Source organism: Polaribacter sp. IC066, from assembly GCF_007997085.1.
GTDB lineage: Bacteria > Bacteroidota > Bacteroidia > Flavobacteriales > Flavobacteriaceae > Polaribacter.
In genome coordinates this window covers 1-18626 of the sequence record NZ_VORR01000015.1, presented here as the reverse complement: position 1 = coordinate 18626, position 18626 = coordinate 1, and the positions used below count along the sequence as shown (strand labels likewise).

The window sequence follows — 18626 nt, the reverse complement described above, 5'->3', positions numbered from 1 at the left end:
TATTTTTGCCTGACTTTTAAAAGAGCTTCACAGAGATTCGCAGAGGTTATTATTTAGAATAGGTGTTAAGAGTTTCGCAGAGAGATTTTTTATTTCTCAAAATAATTTTATTTTATTATTCACTATTGAAACTGAATGGTAAATTATGGAAGATACCAAAATCACAGAAAAAATAATTGGTGCTGCTATCGAAGTTCATCGTGCTTTAGGTCCTGGTTTGTTAGAATCTGCTTATCAAGAATGTACAATTTATGAATTGAAATCGATTGGACTAAAAGTGAAAAAAGAATTAATGTTGCCAATCATTTATAAAGATATAATATTAGAGCACGGATATAGAATTGACTTGCTTGTAGAAAATAAAATTGTTTTGGAACTAAAAACGATTGATAAGTTTACAGACGTTCATTATGCCCAAATTTTAACATACTTGAAGTTAGGTAACTACCCTTTAGGCTTACTGATTAATTTTAATACAAAATTATTAAAAAATGGAATTAAAAGATTTATAAACACCTAATAAACTCAATACCTCTCTGTGCAACTCCGCGAAACAACAATGTCTATATTCAAATCCATCCTAAACACCATACCAAGGCCCTTATTAATTAAGGCAAGTTACCTGGTGCGACCAATAATCGCACTATCTTTAAAAGGAAATAAATTCACAGATCCTATAGACGGAAAAAGCTTTCGTAAGTTTTTGCCTTATGGATACGGAAAACAACGTGAAAACGCACTTTCACCATCAACCTTATCCCTAGAAAGACATCGACTAATGTGGTTGTTTTTAAGAGATGACACCGATTTCTTTACATCAACTAAAAAATTAAAAGTTTTACACATTGCACCAGAACAATGTTTTTTAGATATTTTTAGAAACCAAGATAATCTTGACTATACAACGTCAGACCTAGAATCGCCAATTGCAGATATAAAAGCAGATATTTGCGATTTACCTTTTGATGACAATTCTTTTGATGTTATTTTTTGCAACCATGTTTTAGAGCATATTACGGATGACACCAAGGCAATACAAGAATTATTTAGAGTGCTAAAAAAAGGCGGATTTGGTGTTTTTCAAATTCCGCAAGACATCACAAGAAAAACAACTTTTGAAGACGATTCTATTATAGACAAAAAAGAACGCGCAAAAATATTCGGACAATATGACCATGTAAGAGTCTATGGTTTAGATTATTTTGAGAAGTTACGTTCTGTAGGTTTTACGGTTGATGAAATTGATTATACAAAAAAAATCGCTCCAGAAAAACTAGAACGATTTTGTTTAATGAAAGGAGAAATCCTTCCGGTTTGTTATAAAAAGTAGAAATGCCTTTAGTGAGATCTTACTTTAAATATCTATTTATAAACGTAATTCGTAAACTCATTCATAGTACCATCAGCATCTGAAAATAATAAAATTACTTCTAGTTCAGGATTCTGTTCTACAAACGCTTTTGTTTTCTCTAAACCCATTGCCATAAAAGCGGTTGCATACGCATCTACATTAGCACAATCTAAATTGGCAATTACAGACGCACTTAATAAGTTACTTTCTGTTGCGAAACCCGTTATCGGATTAATGGTATGAACGTACTTTTTTCCGTCTTCAAGAAATCTAAATTTCCTATAATTACCAGAAGTTGCCATCGATTTATCTGAAAGATTAATCACTTTAAAACCTTCATTTTCGCCAGCGTTTATAGGATCGATCAATTTAATAATCCATGGTTTATTATTGTCTTTAGTTCCTTTTGCACGTATTTCCCCACCAATTTCAATCAGATAATTTTCAATATTTTTATCGTTAAAAAAACGCGCAACAATATCAATTGCAAAACCTTTGGCAATCGAGTTAAAATCTAAATACACTTTAGAATTTGCTTTTACAATCTTACCGTCTATCAAACTAACTTTATCTAAACCAACAAACTGCATGTATGCTGCAATTTCATTATCCGTAAGATCTCTTTTCTCATTTTCAGGACCAAACCCGTAAGCATTTACTAAATTACCAACCGTAGGATCAAAAAAACCGTTTGTTTCTTTATGAATTTTTTTTGATTTTTGAAACACTTCGGTAAAAATAGGATCAATAATAACCGAAGTTTCTCCTCGGTTTATTTTAGAAATATCAGACGTTGATTGGTAGGTAGACACCGAATTATTGATGAGTAAGAATAAGCTGTCTAGCGACTTTTGATAATTATTTTCAGCATTTAAATACGTTATTTTATAAGTTGTACCGAATACACCACCCTCTAAAGTAAAGTTTTGCGGTTTTGTATCCTTATTACACCCTATAAAAATCGTTAAAACTGCCAAAAACAGTACTATTTTAGTTGTTTTCATAAATCTTTTAATTTCCTACAAAAATAGTGTTTAAATTTTTCACAAATTATGATTTAGACCGCTTAATGTCTAACGATTTTGTTAGCTTTGTTGCTCAAATTTAATTTTAAAATATGAAAAAAATAACAACCATATTTCTATTAGTAACAATTTTAATAAGTTCTTGTGTTTCAAAAAAACAATTCGTTGCTTTAGAGGCTTCCAACGCTGAAACCAAAGAAGAGTTATTAAAAGTTGAAACTACTTTACAAAAATGTTTAATTGAAAAAGAGAAACAAGATACCAAAGTATTTGCTCTTGATGAACAAATTAAATATTTAAAAGAAGATAAAAAAACAGCTCTAAAACAAGTGGAGAACTTAACTGTTTTAACACAATCTTCTTCTGATAACATTAAAACTGTAATTTCTCAATTGAGTGAAAAAGACAAATACATTAATGGTATTAGAAAAGCAATGACTCAAAAAGACTCTATTAATCTTGCTTTAAAATATCACTTAACAAAGAATTTAACAGATGGTATTAGAGATGAAGATATTGAAGTTAATGTTGAGAAAACAGTAGTTTTTATCTCTATTTCAGATAAGTTATTATTTAAAAGCGGTAGTTATAATGTAACTGACCAAGCGTACACGGTTTTAGAGAAAATTGCCAAAGTTGTTAACGACCAACCTAAAATGGATGTAATGATCGAAGGCCATACAGATACAACTCCTATTAAGAGAGATTTAATTCAAGATAACTGGGATTTATCTGCTTTAAGAGCTACTTCAATTACTAGAATTTTACAATACAAGTACGGTGTAAAACCAGAAAGATTAATTGCAGCAGGAAGAAGTCAATATATTCCATTAGTACCAAATGACACTGCAGAAAATAAATCTAAAAATAGAAGAACAAAAATTATTATCATGCCTAAATTAAATGAGTTTTTCGACTTATTAGAGCAAGATTCTAAATAATTTTAGTCCTTTTCAAACTATTAAAAAACCACTCTTTTTGAGTGGTTTTTTCGTTAAGTAGGTATCTTGCCTATTGTTTTTTTCTTAAAAAAAGATAAATTATTGTCGTATTTAAGCTAAATTTTACAATAAATAAATAGTTCTTTAACTTCACTACATATTACGACAAGAAGTATTGCCAATCCGATAAATAGTGTACATTTTAGGGTATTACTGCTAACCCATACCAATTTAATTTTCAAATAAATTTTAAATTGACCATCTATAATTCCTCAATAATCTAGCTGTTCATCATTAACTTTTGATTTAAAAGTTACCAAAGGAATTGTATTTTATAAATTTTTAGAGTTAGTCGAAAATGAGTTTTATTCTACATAATAATGTATGAATACAATCTAGAAATTGATGAGGAAAAAGCCAATATACAATTAAGGCCATATTAGCAATAGCGTATCTTAAAAAAGAACAATTAGTAGAAAAAAAGGAGGAGCGTATCGTAGCAGAAAAATAGCGTCAAATAAATTAACAAATTGTATCCAATAAGATTAAATACTATTAAAAATAATGCGTTACCAAAAAGAAAAAGTCCTCGTAAAAAGAAACAATATTTTATTTTAACTTTCCTAAAACAACGCACAATGCCTAAAATTTTAGTGGTTGAAGATTCAAAAAGTCTTTTAGAAAAAATTTGCAAAATACTACAATCAGAAAGTTTTGACGTAATTTGGGCTGAAAATGGTGCAAAAGGACTAAAGCTAGCAACAAAAGAACTCCCTAATTTAATTATTTCAGATATTTCCATGCCTAAATTAAATGGATATGAGCTATTATCTGAACTTAAAAAATCAGCGACTACAGCATTAATTCCTTTTATTTTTCTTACCGGTAAAAAAAAGTTACCAGATTTAAGGAAAGGCATGAATATAGGCGCAGATGATTATTTGGTAAAACCTTTTAACGTTGATGAATTGTTAAATGTTGTAAGGAGTAAGTTAAAAAAACAGCAATTAAGTAAAGAAAGTTTCGATAAGTTAGATGCACTAGTAGAACAAAACGAGTACTCCTTAAAAGAAGCTAGCAGAATGGCAAAAATAGGGTATTGGAGGTACAATAACCAAACAGACACCATTATTTGGTCTAAATCTTTACATCAAATTTATGGTACTGACCCTAAAAAGGGAGTGCCAGAAATTGATGAAATTCTTAATTTTTTTACAGAAGAATCAAAACAAAAGCTCATCAAAGCTACATTAAACCTTGTTCTTCATAGTACTTCTTATGATACCGATTTACAACTGATCAATACAAAAAACGAAAAAATTTGGGTGCGTAATATCGGAGAGCCTTTGTACAATGATCAAAATGAAGTTATTGGCAGAAGAGGTGTTTCGCAAGATATTACCGAGCAAAAACTAGCGCGAAAGAAAATTGAAGAAGCCGAAGAGATGTGCCGATTATTAACCGATCATTCTAATGATTTAATCTGTTTAAATGAGCCAGAAGGCACTTTTAAATACATTAGTCCTTCTATAAAAAACCTGTTGGGTTATGAACAATCAGAGTTTTTAGGAAAACTGGTTTTTAGCATCGTTCATAAAGAAGACCTACAATCTTTTAAAAATGCCCTAGAGCAAAAATTATTTAGTGGTACAGCTAGCGAAGCTTTTACTTTTAGAGTTCGTCATAAAAAAGGTCATTTTATCTGGTTAGAGTTTTTATCGTCTCCTGTTTATCGAAACAAAAAAATTAGCTATTTTGTAACATCCGCTAGAGATGTAACACAATGGGTAGTGGCAAAACAAGAAATACAAAAATATCAAACATCACTCCAAGAATTAACCACAGAGATCACCTTAATAGAAGAAAAACAAAAAAAAGAAATTGCTATAAATATTCACGATCATTTAAGCCAATCTTTAATTATTTCAAAAATGAGGATTAATGAATTGAAAAAAAATCCGCAGTTAAAAATCATTGCTAAAGATTTAGAATTTATTGAAAAGCATATTTCTACAGCCTTAAAAAATAGTAGAAAGATTACCTATGACCTTTCACCACCAGTATTACATCAATTGGGTATTATTGATGCATTAAGTTGGCTACTAGAAGAAATAGAAGAGAATCATAAGATTGCCTGCAGATTAAATAGCAGCATAACCACATTAAAACTTGATAATGTAAAATCGATTTTGTTATATAGAAGTATACAAGAAATCATAAATAATGCTGTAAAATATGCCAATGCATCTTTAATAACTCTCGATTTAGATAAAACAGACCTTGGGGTTGATATTTTAATTAGCGATAATGGCGACGGATTTGATACTTCTGTCTTACAGAACCACAACCATTCAGGAACTGGTTTTGGACTTTTCACAGTTCAAGAGCGCCTTAAAAATATACAAGGAAAATGTACCATTATATCAAAGACAAACAAAGGAACAATTGTTAAATTTTTTATTCCTTTAAAGAAATGATCTCTCTAAAAGAAATTAAAATAGTATTGGTAGACGATCACAAACTGCTTCGAGATGGGTTTAAGAAACATTATAGAACAAAAGTCTAATATGCGCATCGTTGGTGAAGCTTCAGACGGTAGAGAGGCTATAAAAATGTGTGCAAAATTACTACCTAATGTTGTTGTTATGGATGTTGCCATGCCGGGTTTAAACGGTATAGAATCTGCCAAACAAATTCATAAAAATAATCCAGAAATAAGAATAATAGGTCTTTCTATGCATTCTGGCAAACAGTTTATTCAAGGCATGTTTAAAGCAGGTGCTTTTGGTTACTTGTTAAAAGATGGAGATGCCGATGAATTGATTACGGCAATTATTACCGTAATTGAAAACAGAAAATATCTATCAAAAGACATCAATCAAGAATATCTTATTTTACTAAAGAAAGGTGAGTCTTTAGAAAAAACACCATTAAGTTCTAGAGAAAAAGAAGTTTTACAGTTAATTGCAGAAGGTAAAACTTCTAAAAAAATAGGAGAAATCTTATTTGTAAGTTCAAAGACTGTAGATGTTCATAGAAATAATATTATGAAAAAAATAGATTTATACAGCATTCCTGAATTAACAAAATACGCTATTCAAAAGGGAATAACTTCTTTGGATATGTAATTATTGTTAGCTTGTTGTTGCTCAAAACACATCATTTAAAATATTTTTATGTAAACACAATTCTAGCAACCCTTTTTAATCTTTTAAAAGTTTTATAAAAGCAAAAAACTAAACTATAAATAGTTTAGTTTTTCTGATTGATATGTTGGGAGACAATTACGATTTATACTAGTATAAGTAGTATCTGCTTGGTTTTCGATAATTAATTAAACCCTTTTTAAATGTTTAATAAATACTAAAGTAAGTGTCTTTATTACTTAAGCACCTCCCAATAGGTAATTTTCTTAATTTATTATAAAAATTATTTCAACTAGCTTTCTATAAAAAAGCTAAACTATGGGGGATAGTTTAATTTCTGTGGGGAATATATTCGGAGGAATATCTTTATATACGATTGACCGTACTATAATTTCTTTGTTAACTAGTTTATGTACTTTTATTTGCACAATTACTTGCTAATTATCTAAATGTAAATTTGTAGTATAATGCCAAGCTACTCAATAGGTAGTTTGCTTAATTTATACGATTCAATTAAACTCACCTTAAAAAGAGAAGTATAAAACAAAAATCAGCTAGTTTTGTATCAGAGCAAAAGAATACAACTTCAACTGTTTTTAGAGACCTTATTTACTGCTAACCCAAACAGTTATTTATACTGTTATCGTTAAAATATTTTTAATTCAGTGAACAATTAACTTGGTAAAAGATTTAAAAAATTTGATTGCTAAATTTATTGTCAGAATTAAAAAAGGGAAAAAACAAGTAAAAAAAATCATCACATTTAGAGCATCTAATAAAGATTCTACACTCGTTATTGTTACTAAATTCAAACCTGAAAAGTATAAACCGATTATAGAAATGGCAAGAACTGCTAATTGTTTTAATGTTGTATTTATCATAATTAGGGGAATTATAAATTAATAGTAGTATTCGTTTTATTTTAGATCAATCATAAACTATCTTATTTAAAATACCTAGTAAATACCACATAACAAATGTATTTAATAATATAGAGGCAATCAATAGATGATTTTCTTAATTAGCCATCCTCACAAATTAAAAAATTAATTTGCAGCTATTTAATTCCTTTAAATATGACGATGTATTTTTATAGGTGCGTAGATTACATCTTACAATTAGAAAAATAAAAAAAACTACCACCCAAGCAACTAGAAATATTTGCCGTTAAAAAGTCTTTTTGAATACACTATTTTATTTGTATATCTTTAGTGTAAAAAAAATGCGCTGGTATGGTTACAATAAAAATACACGACGATATTTTGCAACACTGCAAAAAACAAGTAGAGAATTATAATTTTGGACAAAGATTTACTGCTAACGGTACAAAACAGCAACAGTTAACGGGTATTATAGGGCAAAGTACTGTAATGCAAATCTTTAACCAGAGCTTCATAAACGGAAGTGAGGGGTTTGATAATGGTATCGATATGCTTTACAACAACTTAAAAATTGATATAAAAACGATGGGAAGAACTACCGATGTTCGTGCCAATTACACCAACAACTTTTTAAAACTTCAAGATTATTTTGAAACGGAAATCTATATTTTTTGCAGCCACCATAAAAACAAACAAGAAATCACCATTTGTGGCTGGATAGATAAAGAGGAATTTATCCGTAAAAGAAAATTGTACCCAAAAGGTAGCATCAGAAAAAGATTTAATCAAACGACCTTTAAAACTTTTGCTGATTTGTATGAAATTGAGAACCATCAATTAAATGATATTTTATCGGTTGATGATTTAAAAGAACAGTTAAATAATTTTAAGAAATAGTAGTTGTGCTGTGAACTTTAATTTATGTTCACAACTTATTTTTTTAATAACTATTTAAATATTGTTACAAAAAAAACACAATCAACAATGTCGAATGTTGGCTAATTTTTATCGACATATTTCAGAAAAATAAACCTAAAATACATCATAAAGTTGGTTTTTAAAAAAATATACCTCAAAAATTTTTAGTGTTAAAGACTCCTATACTTCTAAATAAAAATAAAAACACTAAAATTATTATTTCACCTAGATTTAGAGTCTCTGCACTGGCTGTGATGATTTTCATGAGCTTATAAATACCTAAAAACCAATTTAAAAGTAATCGTTTTTTGTTTTTAGTACCCTTACTTTCTCAAAAATAGGCTAACTTCGTTTAATCTCTACTGTAACATATTAAACTGGTGTAGCGCACTGCAATTGTACTTCATTAACACGAACCGACAACCAATGATAAAGTTCTTTAGAAAAATTAGACAAGATTTACTTAAAGAGAATAAAACTAAAAAGTATTTTAAATACGCCGTAGGAGAAATTATTCTTGTGGTTATCGGTATTTTAATTGCACTTCAGATTAATAACTGGAATGAGAACCGAAAAAGTAATGCAATCTTAAAGAATTATTATTCACAAATAGTAGAAGATTTAAAACAAGACTATAACCTCATCAATTCAAGAATTTCTTCTCTAGAAACAAATATTAAAATTTATGAGGATTTTAAAGAAGATTTTCAAAATCAAACAAGTTTAAAAGCAGCGGTCATTAGAACTACTAAACTTGACGCACCATTTGGGTATTTAGAATTTAACTCAAATACTATTAAAACTTTAAGTACCACCGGAGATATTAAACGTATACCCGAATACATCAGAAATAAACTTATTACGTTAATCTATATTCAAGATAATGTTAGTAATACGGCGCAAATAAACAATGAAATGTTTTTGAAAGAAATGATGAATGCATCTAGATTAGGATACAATCAAACAAATCGTTTTATAGAGAAAGAAAATTTCGATGATTCATATCCACTTCTCAATGCTTTAAAAATAGAAGATAATTATAGGGAAATTGCATTAATTGTAAAAGCAGCTTTTAAATTTAAAAACGTGAATGAGGTAGTGCAATTAAACACCCTAAAAGGTGGAAAAGCGTATATACATAATTTATACAATATCATTAATAAAGAACTAGATGGCCTGTATAAAAGTATTGAAAGTATAACTTATGACAACAATAGTTTAATGTTTTTATATACAGAGGGTAAAAGCGTTGATAAAATTATTGCCTTCATAAAACAGCAAGACAGAGAAAGTACAGTCTATAACATTTCTGAAAATGAAATAAATCTTTTGGGTTACCATATTATGAATAGCATCAAACAGCCTAAAGAAGCCCTCAAAGTTTTTAGATTTAATACAGAATTTTATCCTGATGCCTTTAACACTCATGACAGTTATGGAGAATGTTTATTACGCATGGGTGATAAAGAAAATGCCATTAAAGCTTATAAAAAATCATTAGAATTAAATACAGACAATCAGAACGCGATAGAAGTACTTTCAGAATTAAAACTAGAACAGCAATAAGATTTCAATAAAGAAGTCTGCAATGATAAAACACACAGAACTTGACTTAACAAAACTTAAAAGCAACAAAAGTACAATAGCGTCTATGATTAATTGCTAGTTTTAGTTCATTCACTAATTCAAGAGCCCTCGAAAACTTTCTATCTGTTATTTATTTACTTAATAATTAGTGCTTTAAACACACAATAAGCATACACCATATGTTGTGTACATTTATTTAAAACAAATATCATTATGAAATACATGAACACTTTTGGTTTTTTTTCCGTTTTAATGATCTCTTCTCTAGTAGTCTCACAAAAGACAAACGCCCAGAACGATGTACCTATCGCGTTGGAAATGAAAATAGATAGTATTTTTAAAAATTTTAATGACATCAATAAGCCCGGAGCAACTGTGGCTGTTGTTAAAAATCAAGAAATCATCTTTAAAAAGGGCTACGGAAGTGCCAATTTAGAGTATGATATTCCGAACTCTCCTTCTACCGTTTTTCATATCGCATCTATTTCAAAGCAATTTACTGTTTTCTCAATTTTATTATTAGAAAAAGAAGGGAAATTATCTTTTGATGATGATATTCGTACATATATTCTAGAAGTTCCAGATTTTAGTAAAACAATTACCTTAAGGCATTTGGCGTCTCATACAAGCGGAATGCGAGATCAGTGGACTTTATTAGGTTTGGCAGGCTGGAGATCTGATGGCGTTATTACGAAAGAACACATTTTAAAATTAGTCTCTCAACAAAAAGAATTGAATTTTAATCCTGGTGAACCTTATATGTATTGTAATACGGGGTTTACACTATTAGCAGAAGTAGTTGCCAGAATTTCTGGTAAAACGTTTGCTACTTTTACCGAAAACCATATTTTTAAACCCTTAAACATGACGCACACTCTTTTTTATGATGATCATGAAAAAATTGTAAAAAACAGAGCCTATTCTTATCATTCAGTACCTAATCATAAATACAAAAAAAGCGTCTTAAATTTTGCCAATGTAGGTGCCACTAGTTTATTTACAACCGAAGAAGATTTGGCACTATGGTCTATGAATTTTTCATCACTTACAGTTAGAGACAAAGCTATTATCGACACCATGAATACACTAGCCGTGCTTCATAACGGTGAAACATTTGGCGGTGCTTATGGCCAATTTAAAAACACATACAAAGGTTTAAATCAAATTAACCATGGCGGCGCTGATGCTGGTTATCGCAGTTATCTTGGTAGATTTCCAGATCAAAACTTTGCGGTTATGGTCTTTAGTAATTTAGCGCAATCTAACCCTAGAAATTTAGCACTTAAAGTTGTTGATCTTTATTTAGAGGATGCTTTTGAAAAACCAATAGAGGTGGTAATTAAAGCTGATGTAAAATATATACACCGCTACAGTAAAAAGTTGAAAGAATTTAGTGGTTATTTTTGAAATGATGCTCAAAAATATGCTAGAAAAATTTATGTTAAAAATGATACCCTTCGATATTTCAGAAAAGACAGTAATGAAAATTATTTGGTACCAATTGCACCTAATGAATTTAAAATGATGAATGTCGATATGGATATAAAAGTACTATTTTCTGAATCTAATAAAAAACGTGTAATAACGGTTTTAATTAATGATGATGCACCAATTATATCCCATGAGTTTACTCCTCCAAATTATAAGACTTCTGAACTTAACGAATTTGTAGGAGATTATTTTAGCCCAAAATTAAATACAACTTACAAAACTGTTATAAAGAATGATACATTAACGTTTACCCACGCTCGCGCCAGTAACTATGCGATTTCAGCAGCCAAAAATGAGCTATTTCTTTCAAACAGCGGTAGTTTTTTGTTTAAGAGAGATGCGAATCAGCAAATAACTGGCTTTAGATTTTCTGCTGGGCGCGTTCAAAATTTATGGTTTAAAAAATTAAAAAAATTAACGACACACAATAACCTATATAATTTATAGCCAATTATAGCACCCTGACAAGAGTGTTGAGAACTTTCTATTGGTAATTTATTTGCTCAAACACGCAACAAAACTCATACAAACCTTTAGCTTTCTAATAACTAACCAATGATAAAATTTTTTAGAAAAATTCGACAAAAAATGCTAACTGAAAATAAATTTAGCAAATATTTAATTTATGCCTTTGGCGAAATTCTTCTGGTTGTTATTGGAATTTTAATTGCCTTAAGCATTAATAATTGGAACGAAAACCAAATAGAAATAAAAACAGTACATAACTATTTAAAAAAAATTGAATCGAACATACAACAAGACCTAAAAATGTCTCAAAATCTTTTAGAATTTAGAATAAATCATTCTTCTCAATGCGCAGAAGCTTCGAAAATGCTAATTAATAGAGATTTTAGCGACCAAGCAACCATACAAAGTGCAGTTCTTGGTTTACTAATAGAAATTCCATTAAATTTTAATAGATCTGCTTTTGAATCGCTCAAAAGTTCTGGTAATTTAAGCAAGATTGAAAATTCTAATATTGAAAATTTAATCTACGATTATTATAATTTAGTAGATAATATCGAAAATCAAGAAAATGATTTACTAAAATGGTGTAATGAGTTAGAATTGGAATTAGATAAAAATGGTTTTGGTTATAAATGGTTAGAGTTGGATACCAAAATACACCAAGATCTTACCAAGCAAATTACATTGTATAATGATAAACTTTGCGAACACCCTGGTCATCTAATTATTGCAACCCTATTATTTAGAGGAGCTACGAACACCACTTTTCTTACGCCGCTATACGAAAACCAAATTAAAGCCGGAGAAAAATTATCACAAGCTATAAAAAATTACGTTAATCATAAATAAAAAAAACTCAATAAAAAAATACATAATTTAGTACTTCCATCCTACTCATTATTTTCCTTGTGAAATTTCTATCTTTTATTTATTCCCTAAACTAGTTAGTCTATTGCGCTACTAGTCATATACAACCACATTAAACCAACCTGCTTCTCCAAAATCGTCAAAAGCAGCATCATAAGATTATTTAAAAATTATATTTGAGATACTTTAAGTATTAAAAATTCCTTCACCTAAAAATAGCGGAACTAAAATTATTATTCTAAATAAAACAAACTATTTTTTTAATGTGTGAGCGCAAGGTTCCGCATAATTTTTAGTTTTATAAATAGCTAAAAACCAAATTAAGAGCGTTGGCATTTTTGGCTTTGCAGAATTGTCTTTCAAAAAAAATAAGCTAACTTCGTATAGCCTATTATAAAAGAGAATAACACACTGTATACCAATACACTTAACTTAAAAAAAACATCGATTAAATTTAACGAACAATCATCAGTGAAATACAAAGTATCCATCTTACTATTTTTAACAATGCTATTTTCGTGCAAACAAAATAGTAAAGTTAAAAAAACATACAAAAAAGACTATACTGCAATAAATGATACTTTGACTAAAAATTTACAATCAGTTTTTAAGAAAGGGACTATCGTCAGATTTTCTGTATCAATAGTTGATGATCAAGGTTTTATTTATGAAAATGGATTTGGATACACAGATATCGCATTAACAAAAAAATATACCTCAAATACAACACAGAATATTGCTTCAATATCAAAAACTTTAATAGTAGTTTCTCTTCTAAAAGCAAAAGAACAAGGAAAATTAAATCTTAATGAACCAATCAATAAATATCTACCTTTTAACGTTATAAATCCCAACTATCCTGAAAAACCAATTTTAATTAAACACCTTGCCTATCATACATCTTCAATAGTTGATATTGACGAAGTATATTCAAAATCATATGTCTTAAAAAAAGCTGAACATAATGAAAACAAAGGTCTCTATGATTGGTTTAATATGCCCAAAACCAAAATTTTGCTTATCGATTTTATTAAAAATAACCTCACTGTAAAAGGAAAATGGTACACTAAAGAAATTTTTGCCATTACAACGCCAAGAGAAATAAGAGAATATTCAAATATAGGTGCTGCTATTTGTGCTCAAATTATTGAATTTGCAACAAGACAAGATTATCAATCTTTTACAAAAGACTATATCATAAAACCTTTAAAAAGGGCCTCTTCTGGCTGGTCATCAAAAGATATCAACACCACGAAACGCTCTAGATTATTCGCAACCAAAAAAATGCTAATAGCTGAATATTCTTTAATTACTTCTGCAGATGGTGGTTTTATTACTTCAAATAAAAATTTAGGATTATTTTTAGCAGAATTCATGAAAGACTTTAAAGGAGAAGGTAAACTTTTAAGCAAGGAGAGTTATAAAAAATTATTTAAGAAACAACAATTTTCAAATATAGAAACGGAAGAAAAATTTGGAATTTTTATAGAATTTAGCAATGAATTTATAAAAATTAAAAACAATGTAATTGGTCATAACAGGTCAGACCCTGGTGTAATGAAAGCGATGTATTTTAACCAAAAAACTGAAACTGGCAAGATACTATTCGTAAATACAGACTCGGATTTTGACGCTAATTTTTGGCCAAAAGTAGCACTAATCTAGAACTCTTTGATTGCCTATGAAACCGAATTAAATAGCGGAAAAACCAGCAGATAGCAATCTATATATCCTATTACTAGTGGCATAATTACTTGAAAAATTTTACAAATTTTTCTCTAGCCCGTTTTCTTTTACTGAATTAAGAACCTAAACAAGCAACGAAACCAAACGGAAAAACGTTTTGTTGTATTAAAACATTGTACGTTCCTCAAAAAGGTTACACTATAATAGCAGGCTAAACTAGCTTGAACCGGCCCTTTAACAACATTATTGAATAAAAATAAACACGTAAAATAGTATGAAAATAGCAGTATTCTTCGACATGAACGAGACCTTACTAAACTTAAGTTTACTTAAAAAACAGTTTGATAAGCACTTTGATGATCCGTATATTCTAAAATATTGGTTCACAAAATTATTACACAGTTCAACTATTATGGGGATTATGAGTGAATATAGAAATTTCGGAGAATTAGCAACCGTTGCTTTAGAAAATCTATTTTTCGAGAATAATAAAACTTTGAGTAGCGAGGTAAAAGCTAAAATACTTGGAGAGTTTAGAAAGTTACCTGCTTATGATGATGTACAACCTGCTCTTCGTATTTTAAGAAACCATGATATTCGTGTTATTGCTGTTTCTAATTCGTCTTTAGAAATGATAAAAGAACAGCTAACCAATGCAGGAATTATAGACCTGTTTGATTCTTATTACTCTGCAGACAACGTTGATAATTACAAACCTTTTAAGGACATTTATCTTTCAGCTGCGAAACAAGAAGGGTTACACATTAAAAATATTGTAATGGTTGCCACGCATGATTGGGATTTGTTTGGAGCAAAAAAAGCAGGACTCACTACCGCTTACATCAAACGAAAGCAAGAAATTTATCACCCCTATTATTTACAACCAGATTTTAATGCATCAAATTTACCCGATTTGATGCATCAAATAATTAAAGCAAAACATTTATAGGTAAAACTTAAATTCTAAGTTAGTAATTATAAATTCTTATATCCACCTATAAAACATAGAAATTAAGCCTACTAAAACACCTAAAAACAACAAAATAATTATGGGTTCACCAAACACTTAAACACCTTTTAACTATCTTGTAGCTTACTCAAAAAAACACCAAGCAATCGGCTACATATTTTTAAACGAACCCCCTATCTAAAAGAAAAAACAAATGCCAATAGAAAACATCCCCGAAATTTACCTTCAAAATAAAAAATCTACTCAAGACATATTTGTATATGATTTTAAGATGTCTAGTGATGTGGTAAAAAGTAAAGTCAATTTAAGCATGAATATGTTTAGCTTTTTACAAGTTGGTAAAAAGCAGGTACACTTTGCTGGCACATCGGTTGCCGTAAATAAAGCGCAATCGTTGTTGCTTAAAAAAGGAAATTGGCTTTGGACGGAGCTCTTAAATACTGAAGCCGTTTATTACTGCAAGCTTTTTTTCTTTTCTGAAAAAAAACTAACTGATTTCTTAAGTAAGTACACCAACGATGTGAAACCTTATAAAGAAGATGTACCCTATTTTGTAATTGAAAATGATGATTATATTGCTGCTTTCATTAATTCTTTATCGTCTAACACCTTTACAGATCATAGTTATAGTGATGCTTTATTGGTTTTGAAATTTGAAGAAATTATGTTGTATTTGCTAAATAAGTATGGTGCTGCTTTCGAATACTACTTGCACTCCTTAATTTCTAAAGAGATTTCGCCGTTTAAAAATGTTGTAGAAAGTAATGTGAATTCCAATTTAAAATTAGAAGAAATTGCTTTTCTCTGCAACATGAGTCTATCTACTTTTAAACGTCATTTTACTTTAGAATACAAAGAACCCCCCGGAAAATGGCTAAAAGACAAGCGCTTACAAAAAGCAAAAGAACTACTACAAGCAGGCGATTTAAAAGCGTCTGATATTTATTTAGATATTGGCTACAACAATCTTTCTAACTTTAGTATAGCCTTTAAAAATAAATTCGGAATTAGTCCAACAGAGATATAGAATTACTGAACTTGTTATCAATTAATTAAAAACCAACACATTAAACTGTTAATAAAATCTTCTTATTTTAAAAAAACCTCATACTGAACTTTTTTCATAAGTTATTGACCCTTATGAATAACTTTAAAAGTAAGCGCTCTCTATACATTTGCACTGTAACTAAATAAAGCTTGTTTGTACAAGCATAATTTAAAAAAAACATAAATATGGCAAATGTAACAAAACCAATATTCAAAGAAAGATATGAGAACTTTATTGCAGGTAAATTCGTAGCACCTGTAAAAGGTCAGTATTTCGATAATGTATCTCCAGTAGATGGTAAAGTATTTACCCAAGCTGCACGCTCAACCCAAGAAGATGTAGATCTTGCTTTAGATGCAGCACATGAAGCTTTTCCGTCTTGGAGTGTCTCTTCAGTAACTGAACGTAGCAATATGCTCTTAAAGATTGCACAGGTAATGGAAGACAACCTTGAACATTTAGCAACTTTAGAGACCATCGATAACGGGAAACCAATTCGTGAATCTCGTGCAGCAGATATCCCTTACTGTATCGATCACTTCCGTTATTTTGCAGGGGTTATTCGTGCCGATGAAGGAAGTATTTCAGAACACGACAAAGACACTTTAAGCATTGTATTAAACGAGCCTGTTGGTGTTGTTGGTGAAATAATTCCTTGGAACTTTCCTATGTTAATGTTAGCTTGGAAAATTGCGCCAGCTTTAGCGGCAGGTTGTACAGCGGTTGTAAAACCAGCAGAACAAACTCCTACCAGTGTTATTGCTTTAATGGAACTAATTGGAGATATACTACCTAATGGTGTCTTAAATATAGTGACTGGTTTTGGTTCAGAAGCCGGACAAGCATTGGCAACCTCTAAACGTATTGCAAAACTTTCATTTACAGGTTCTACAGAAACAGGTCGTAAAGTATACCACAATGCGGCAGAAAATATCATTCCAGTAACAATGGAGTTAGGTGGGAAATCTCCAAATGTTTTCTTTCCATCAGTAGCCGATCAAGACGACGAATTCTTTAGCAAAGCTGTTGAAGGTGCGCTGATGTTTGCACTTAACCAAGGAGAAATTTGTACAACACCATCTCGTATTTTAGTGCACGAAGACATTGCTGATCTGTTTATCGAAAGAATGCAAGAACGTTTAAAGCTTGTTAAAGCTGGTAACCCACTAGATCCTGAAACAATGATTGGTTCTCAAGTATCGAAAGCACAATGTGAAAAGATTCTTGACTACATTAATATTGGTAAAGAAGAAGGTGCTGTTGTATTAGCTGGTGGAGAAGCTGGTAAACAGGATGGTGATCTTTCTGGAGGATATTATGTGCAACCAACCGTATTGAAAGGAACAAACGACATGCGTGTATTTCAAGAAGAAATTTTTGGGCCAGTTGTAGCATTGACTACATTTAGCTCTACGGAAGAAGCTATCGCAATTGCAAATGATACACCTTATGGTTTAGGTGCTGGTGTTTGGTCTCGTGACGCTCACGAATTATTTGAAGTTCCTCGTGCTATTAAAGCTGGTAGAGTTTGGGTAAACCAATACAATACATATCCTGCTCACGCTCCTTTTGGTGGCGTTAAAGAATCAGGATTTGGTCGTGAAAACCATAAAATGGCTTTAGATCATTATCGTGTTGTAAAAAACATGTTGATCTCTTACGACAAAAAACCAATGGGATTCTTTTAATTAATTCATAACAAGTAAACCGTAAGTAAAACCCCAAATTATTTTGGGGTTTTACTTGTTTAAAACTTACATTATAAAAATAACTCTTAACACTAACTAGTATTAAAAAAAACTTTTTATCCACTCTAATTCATAAACCAGCTTACTCTTGTTTTGACTCCTAGGCTACTTTTTATTAACCTCAAAGTAATTATACTTTAAAGTTGTCTTACAATTTTATTCATTTTTCTTTTCCATTGCCTTTCGACTTCGCTCAAGATAAATTCCAAGAAACAAAAATCTAGACTTCTGATAATTTTATTGAATTCTACAAGATATACTCAATACATTTAGGTTTTCGGGAACATAAAATTTCATGGTCTAATTATTGATATTAAATTACTGTTTTTCAGTTATTTAAGCACTATATTTTTGTTATTTTGAGTAATATTTAGTATCTTTATATTGTTGATATTCAGATGTATGACTATAAAATTATCACAAGAAGAGAAAATTACAATTAAACAATTACACCGTAATTGTAAACAAAGAAAACATGCCGATAAACTAAAAGCTATTC

General features: G+C 30.0%; 16 protein-coding genes. 15 read left to right on the top strand and 1 reads right to left on the bottom strand.

Features of this window, described 5'->3' with window-relative positions; all coding sequences use genetic code 11:
- The first annotated feature begins 145 nt into the window (after positions 1-145).
- A complete protein-coding gene (locus tag ES044_RS06930) occupies positions 146-520 on the top strand; it encodes a GxxExxY protein (protein ID WP_147118688.1) in 375 nt (124 codons plus the stop codon).
- A gap of 39 nt (positions 521-559) precedes the next feature.
- Positions 560-1330: a class I SAM-dependent methyltransferase gene (locus ES044_RS06925; RefSeq protein ID WP_147118687.1), complete on the top strand. Its 771-nt coding sequence runs from the start codon at positions 560-562 to the stop codon at positions 1328-1330.
- A gap of 32 nt (positions 1331-1362) precedes the next feature.
- On the opposite strand, the gene ES044_RS06920 is transcribed toward ES044_RS06925, so the two are convergent.
- Positions 1363-2355 (bottom strand): FAD:protein FMN transferase, encoded by a 993-nt coding sequence (locus ES044_RS06920; protein ID WP_147118686.1) that lies wholly within the window; start codon positions 2353-2355, stop codon positions 1363-1365.
- A gap of 113 nt (positions 2356-2468) precedes the next feature.
- Between ES044_RS06920 and ES044_RS06915 the strand changes: the two genes are divergently transcribed.
- The 13 genes from ES044_RS06915 (at position 2469) to ES044_RS06855 (ending at position 18067) form a co-directional block, all read left to right on the top strand.
- Positions 2469-3317, top strand: coding sequence for a flagellar motor protein MotB (locus ES044_RS06915; protein ID WP_147118685.1), 849 nt, complete (start codon positions 2469-2471; stop codon positions 3315-3317).
- A 638-nt stretch (positions 3318-3955) separates the two neighbouring features.
- Complete coding sequence (locus tag ES044_RS06910) at positions 3956-5794, top strand: response regulator (protein WP_147118684.1); 1839 nt, start codon at positions 3956-3958, stop codon at positions 5792-5794.
- Between the two features lie 54 nt (positions 5795-5848).
- Positions 5849-6445 carry a response regulator gene (locus ES044_RS06905; RefSeq protein WP_147118683.1) on the top strand — a complete coding sequence of 199 codons (597 nt, stop codon included), beginning with the start codon at positions 5849-5851 and terminating at the stop codon, positions 6443-6445.
- Positions 6446-7141: 696 nt separating this feature from the next.
- Complete coding sequence (locus ES044_RS06900) at positions 7142-7366, top strand: hypothetical protein (protein WP_147118682.1); 225 nt, start codon at positions 7142-7144, stop codon at positions 7364-7366.
- Between the two features lie 329 nt (positions 7367-7695).
- The gene (locus tag ES044_RS06895) at positions 7696-8241 is read left to right on the top strand and encodes a hypothetical protein (protein WP_147118681.1); all 546 of its coding nucleotides are present in this window, start codon (positions 7696-7698) and stop codon (positions 8239-8241) included.
- 447 nt (positions 8242-8688) lie between these two features.
- Entirely contained in the window at positions 8689-9828 is a 1140-nt protein-coding gene (locus ES044_RS06890) for a tetratricopeptide repeat protein (protein ID WP_147118680.1), read from the top strand.
- A 234-nt stretch (positions 9829-10062) separates the two neighbouring features.
- Complete coding sequence (locus tag ES044_RS06885; protein WP_147118679.1) at positions 10063-11256, top strand: serine hydrolase domain-containing protein; 1194 nt, start codon at positions 10063-10065, stop codon at positions 11254-11256.
- Between the two features lie 129 nt (positions 11257-11385).
- Positions 11386-11787, top strand: a complete 402-nt coding sequence (locus ES044_RS06880; protein WP_147118678.1) for a hypothetical protein — start codon at positions 11386-11388, stop codon at positions 11785-11787.
- A 141-nt stretch (positions 11788-11928) separates the two neighbouring features.
- Complete coding sequence (locus ES044_RS06875; RefSeq protein WP_189663227.1) at positions 11929-12657, top strand: DUF6090 family protein; 729 nt, start codon at positions 11929-11931, stop codon at positions 12655-12657.
- Between the two features lie 600 nt (positions 12658-13257).
- Entirely contained in the window at positions 13258-14340 is a 1083-nt protein-coding gene (locus tag ES044_RS06870; protein ID WP_223269147.1) for a serine hydrolase domain-containing protein, read from the top strand.
- Positions 14341-14635: 295 nt separating this feature from the next.
- Positions 14636-15310 carry a haloacid dehalogenase type II gene (locus ES044_RS06865; RefSeq protein ID WP_147118675.1) on the top strand — a complete coding sequence of 225 codons (675 nt, stop codon included), beginning with the start codon at positions 14636-14638 and terminating at the stop codon, positions 15308-15310.
- Between the two features lie 214 nt (positions 15311-15524).
- Positions 15525-16358 (top strand): helix-turn-helix domain-containing protein, encoded by an 834-nt coding sequence (locus tag ES044_RS06860; RefSeq protein ID WP_147118674.1) that lies wholly within the window; start codon positions 15525-15527, stop codon positions 16356-16358.
- 206 nt (positions 16359-16564) lie between these two features.
- Entirely contained in the window at positions 16565-18067 is a 1503-nt protein-coding gene (locus tag ES044_RS06855) for an aldehyde dehydrogenase family protein (protein WP_147118673.1), read from the top strand.
- Positions 18068-18626 lie beyond the last annotated feature (559 nt).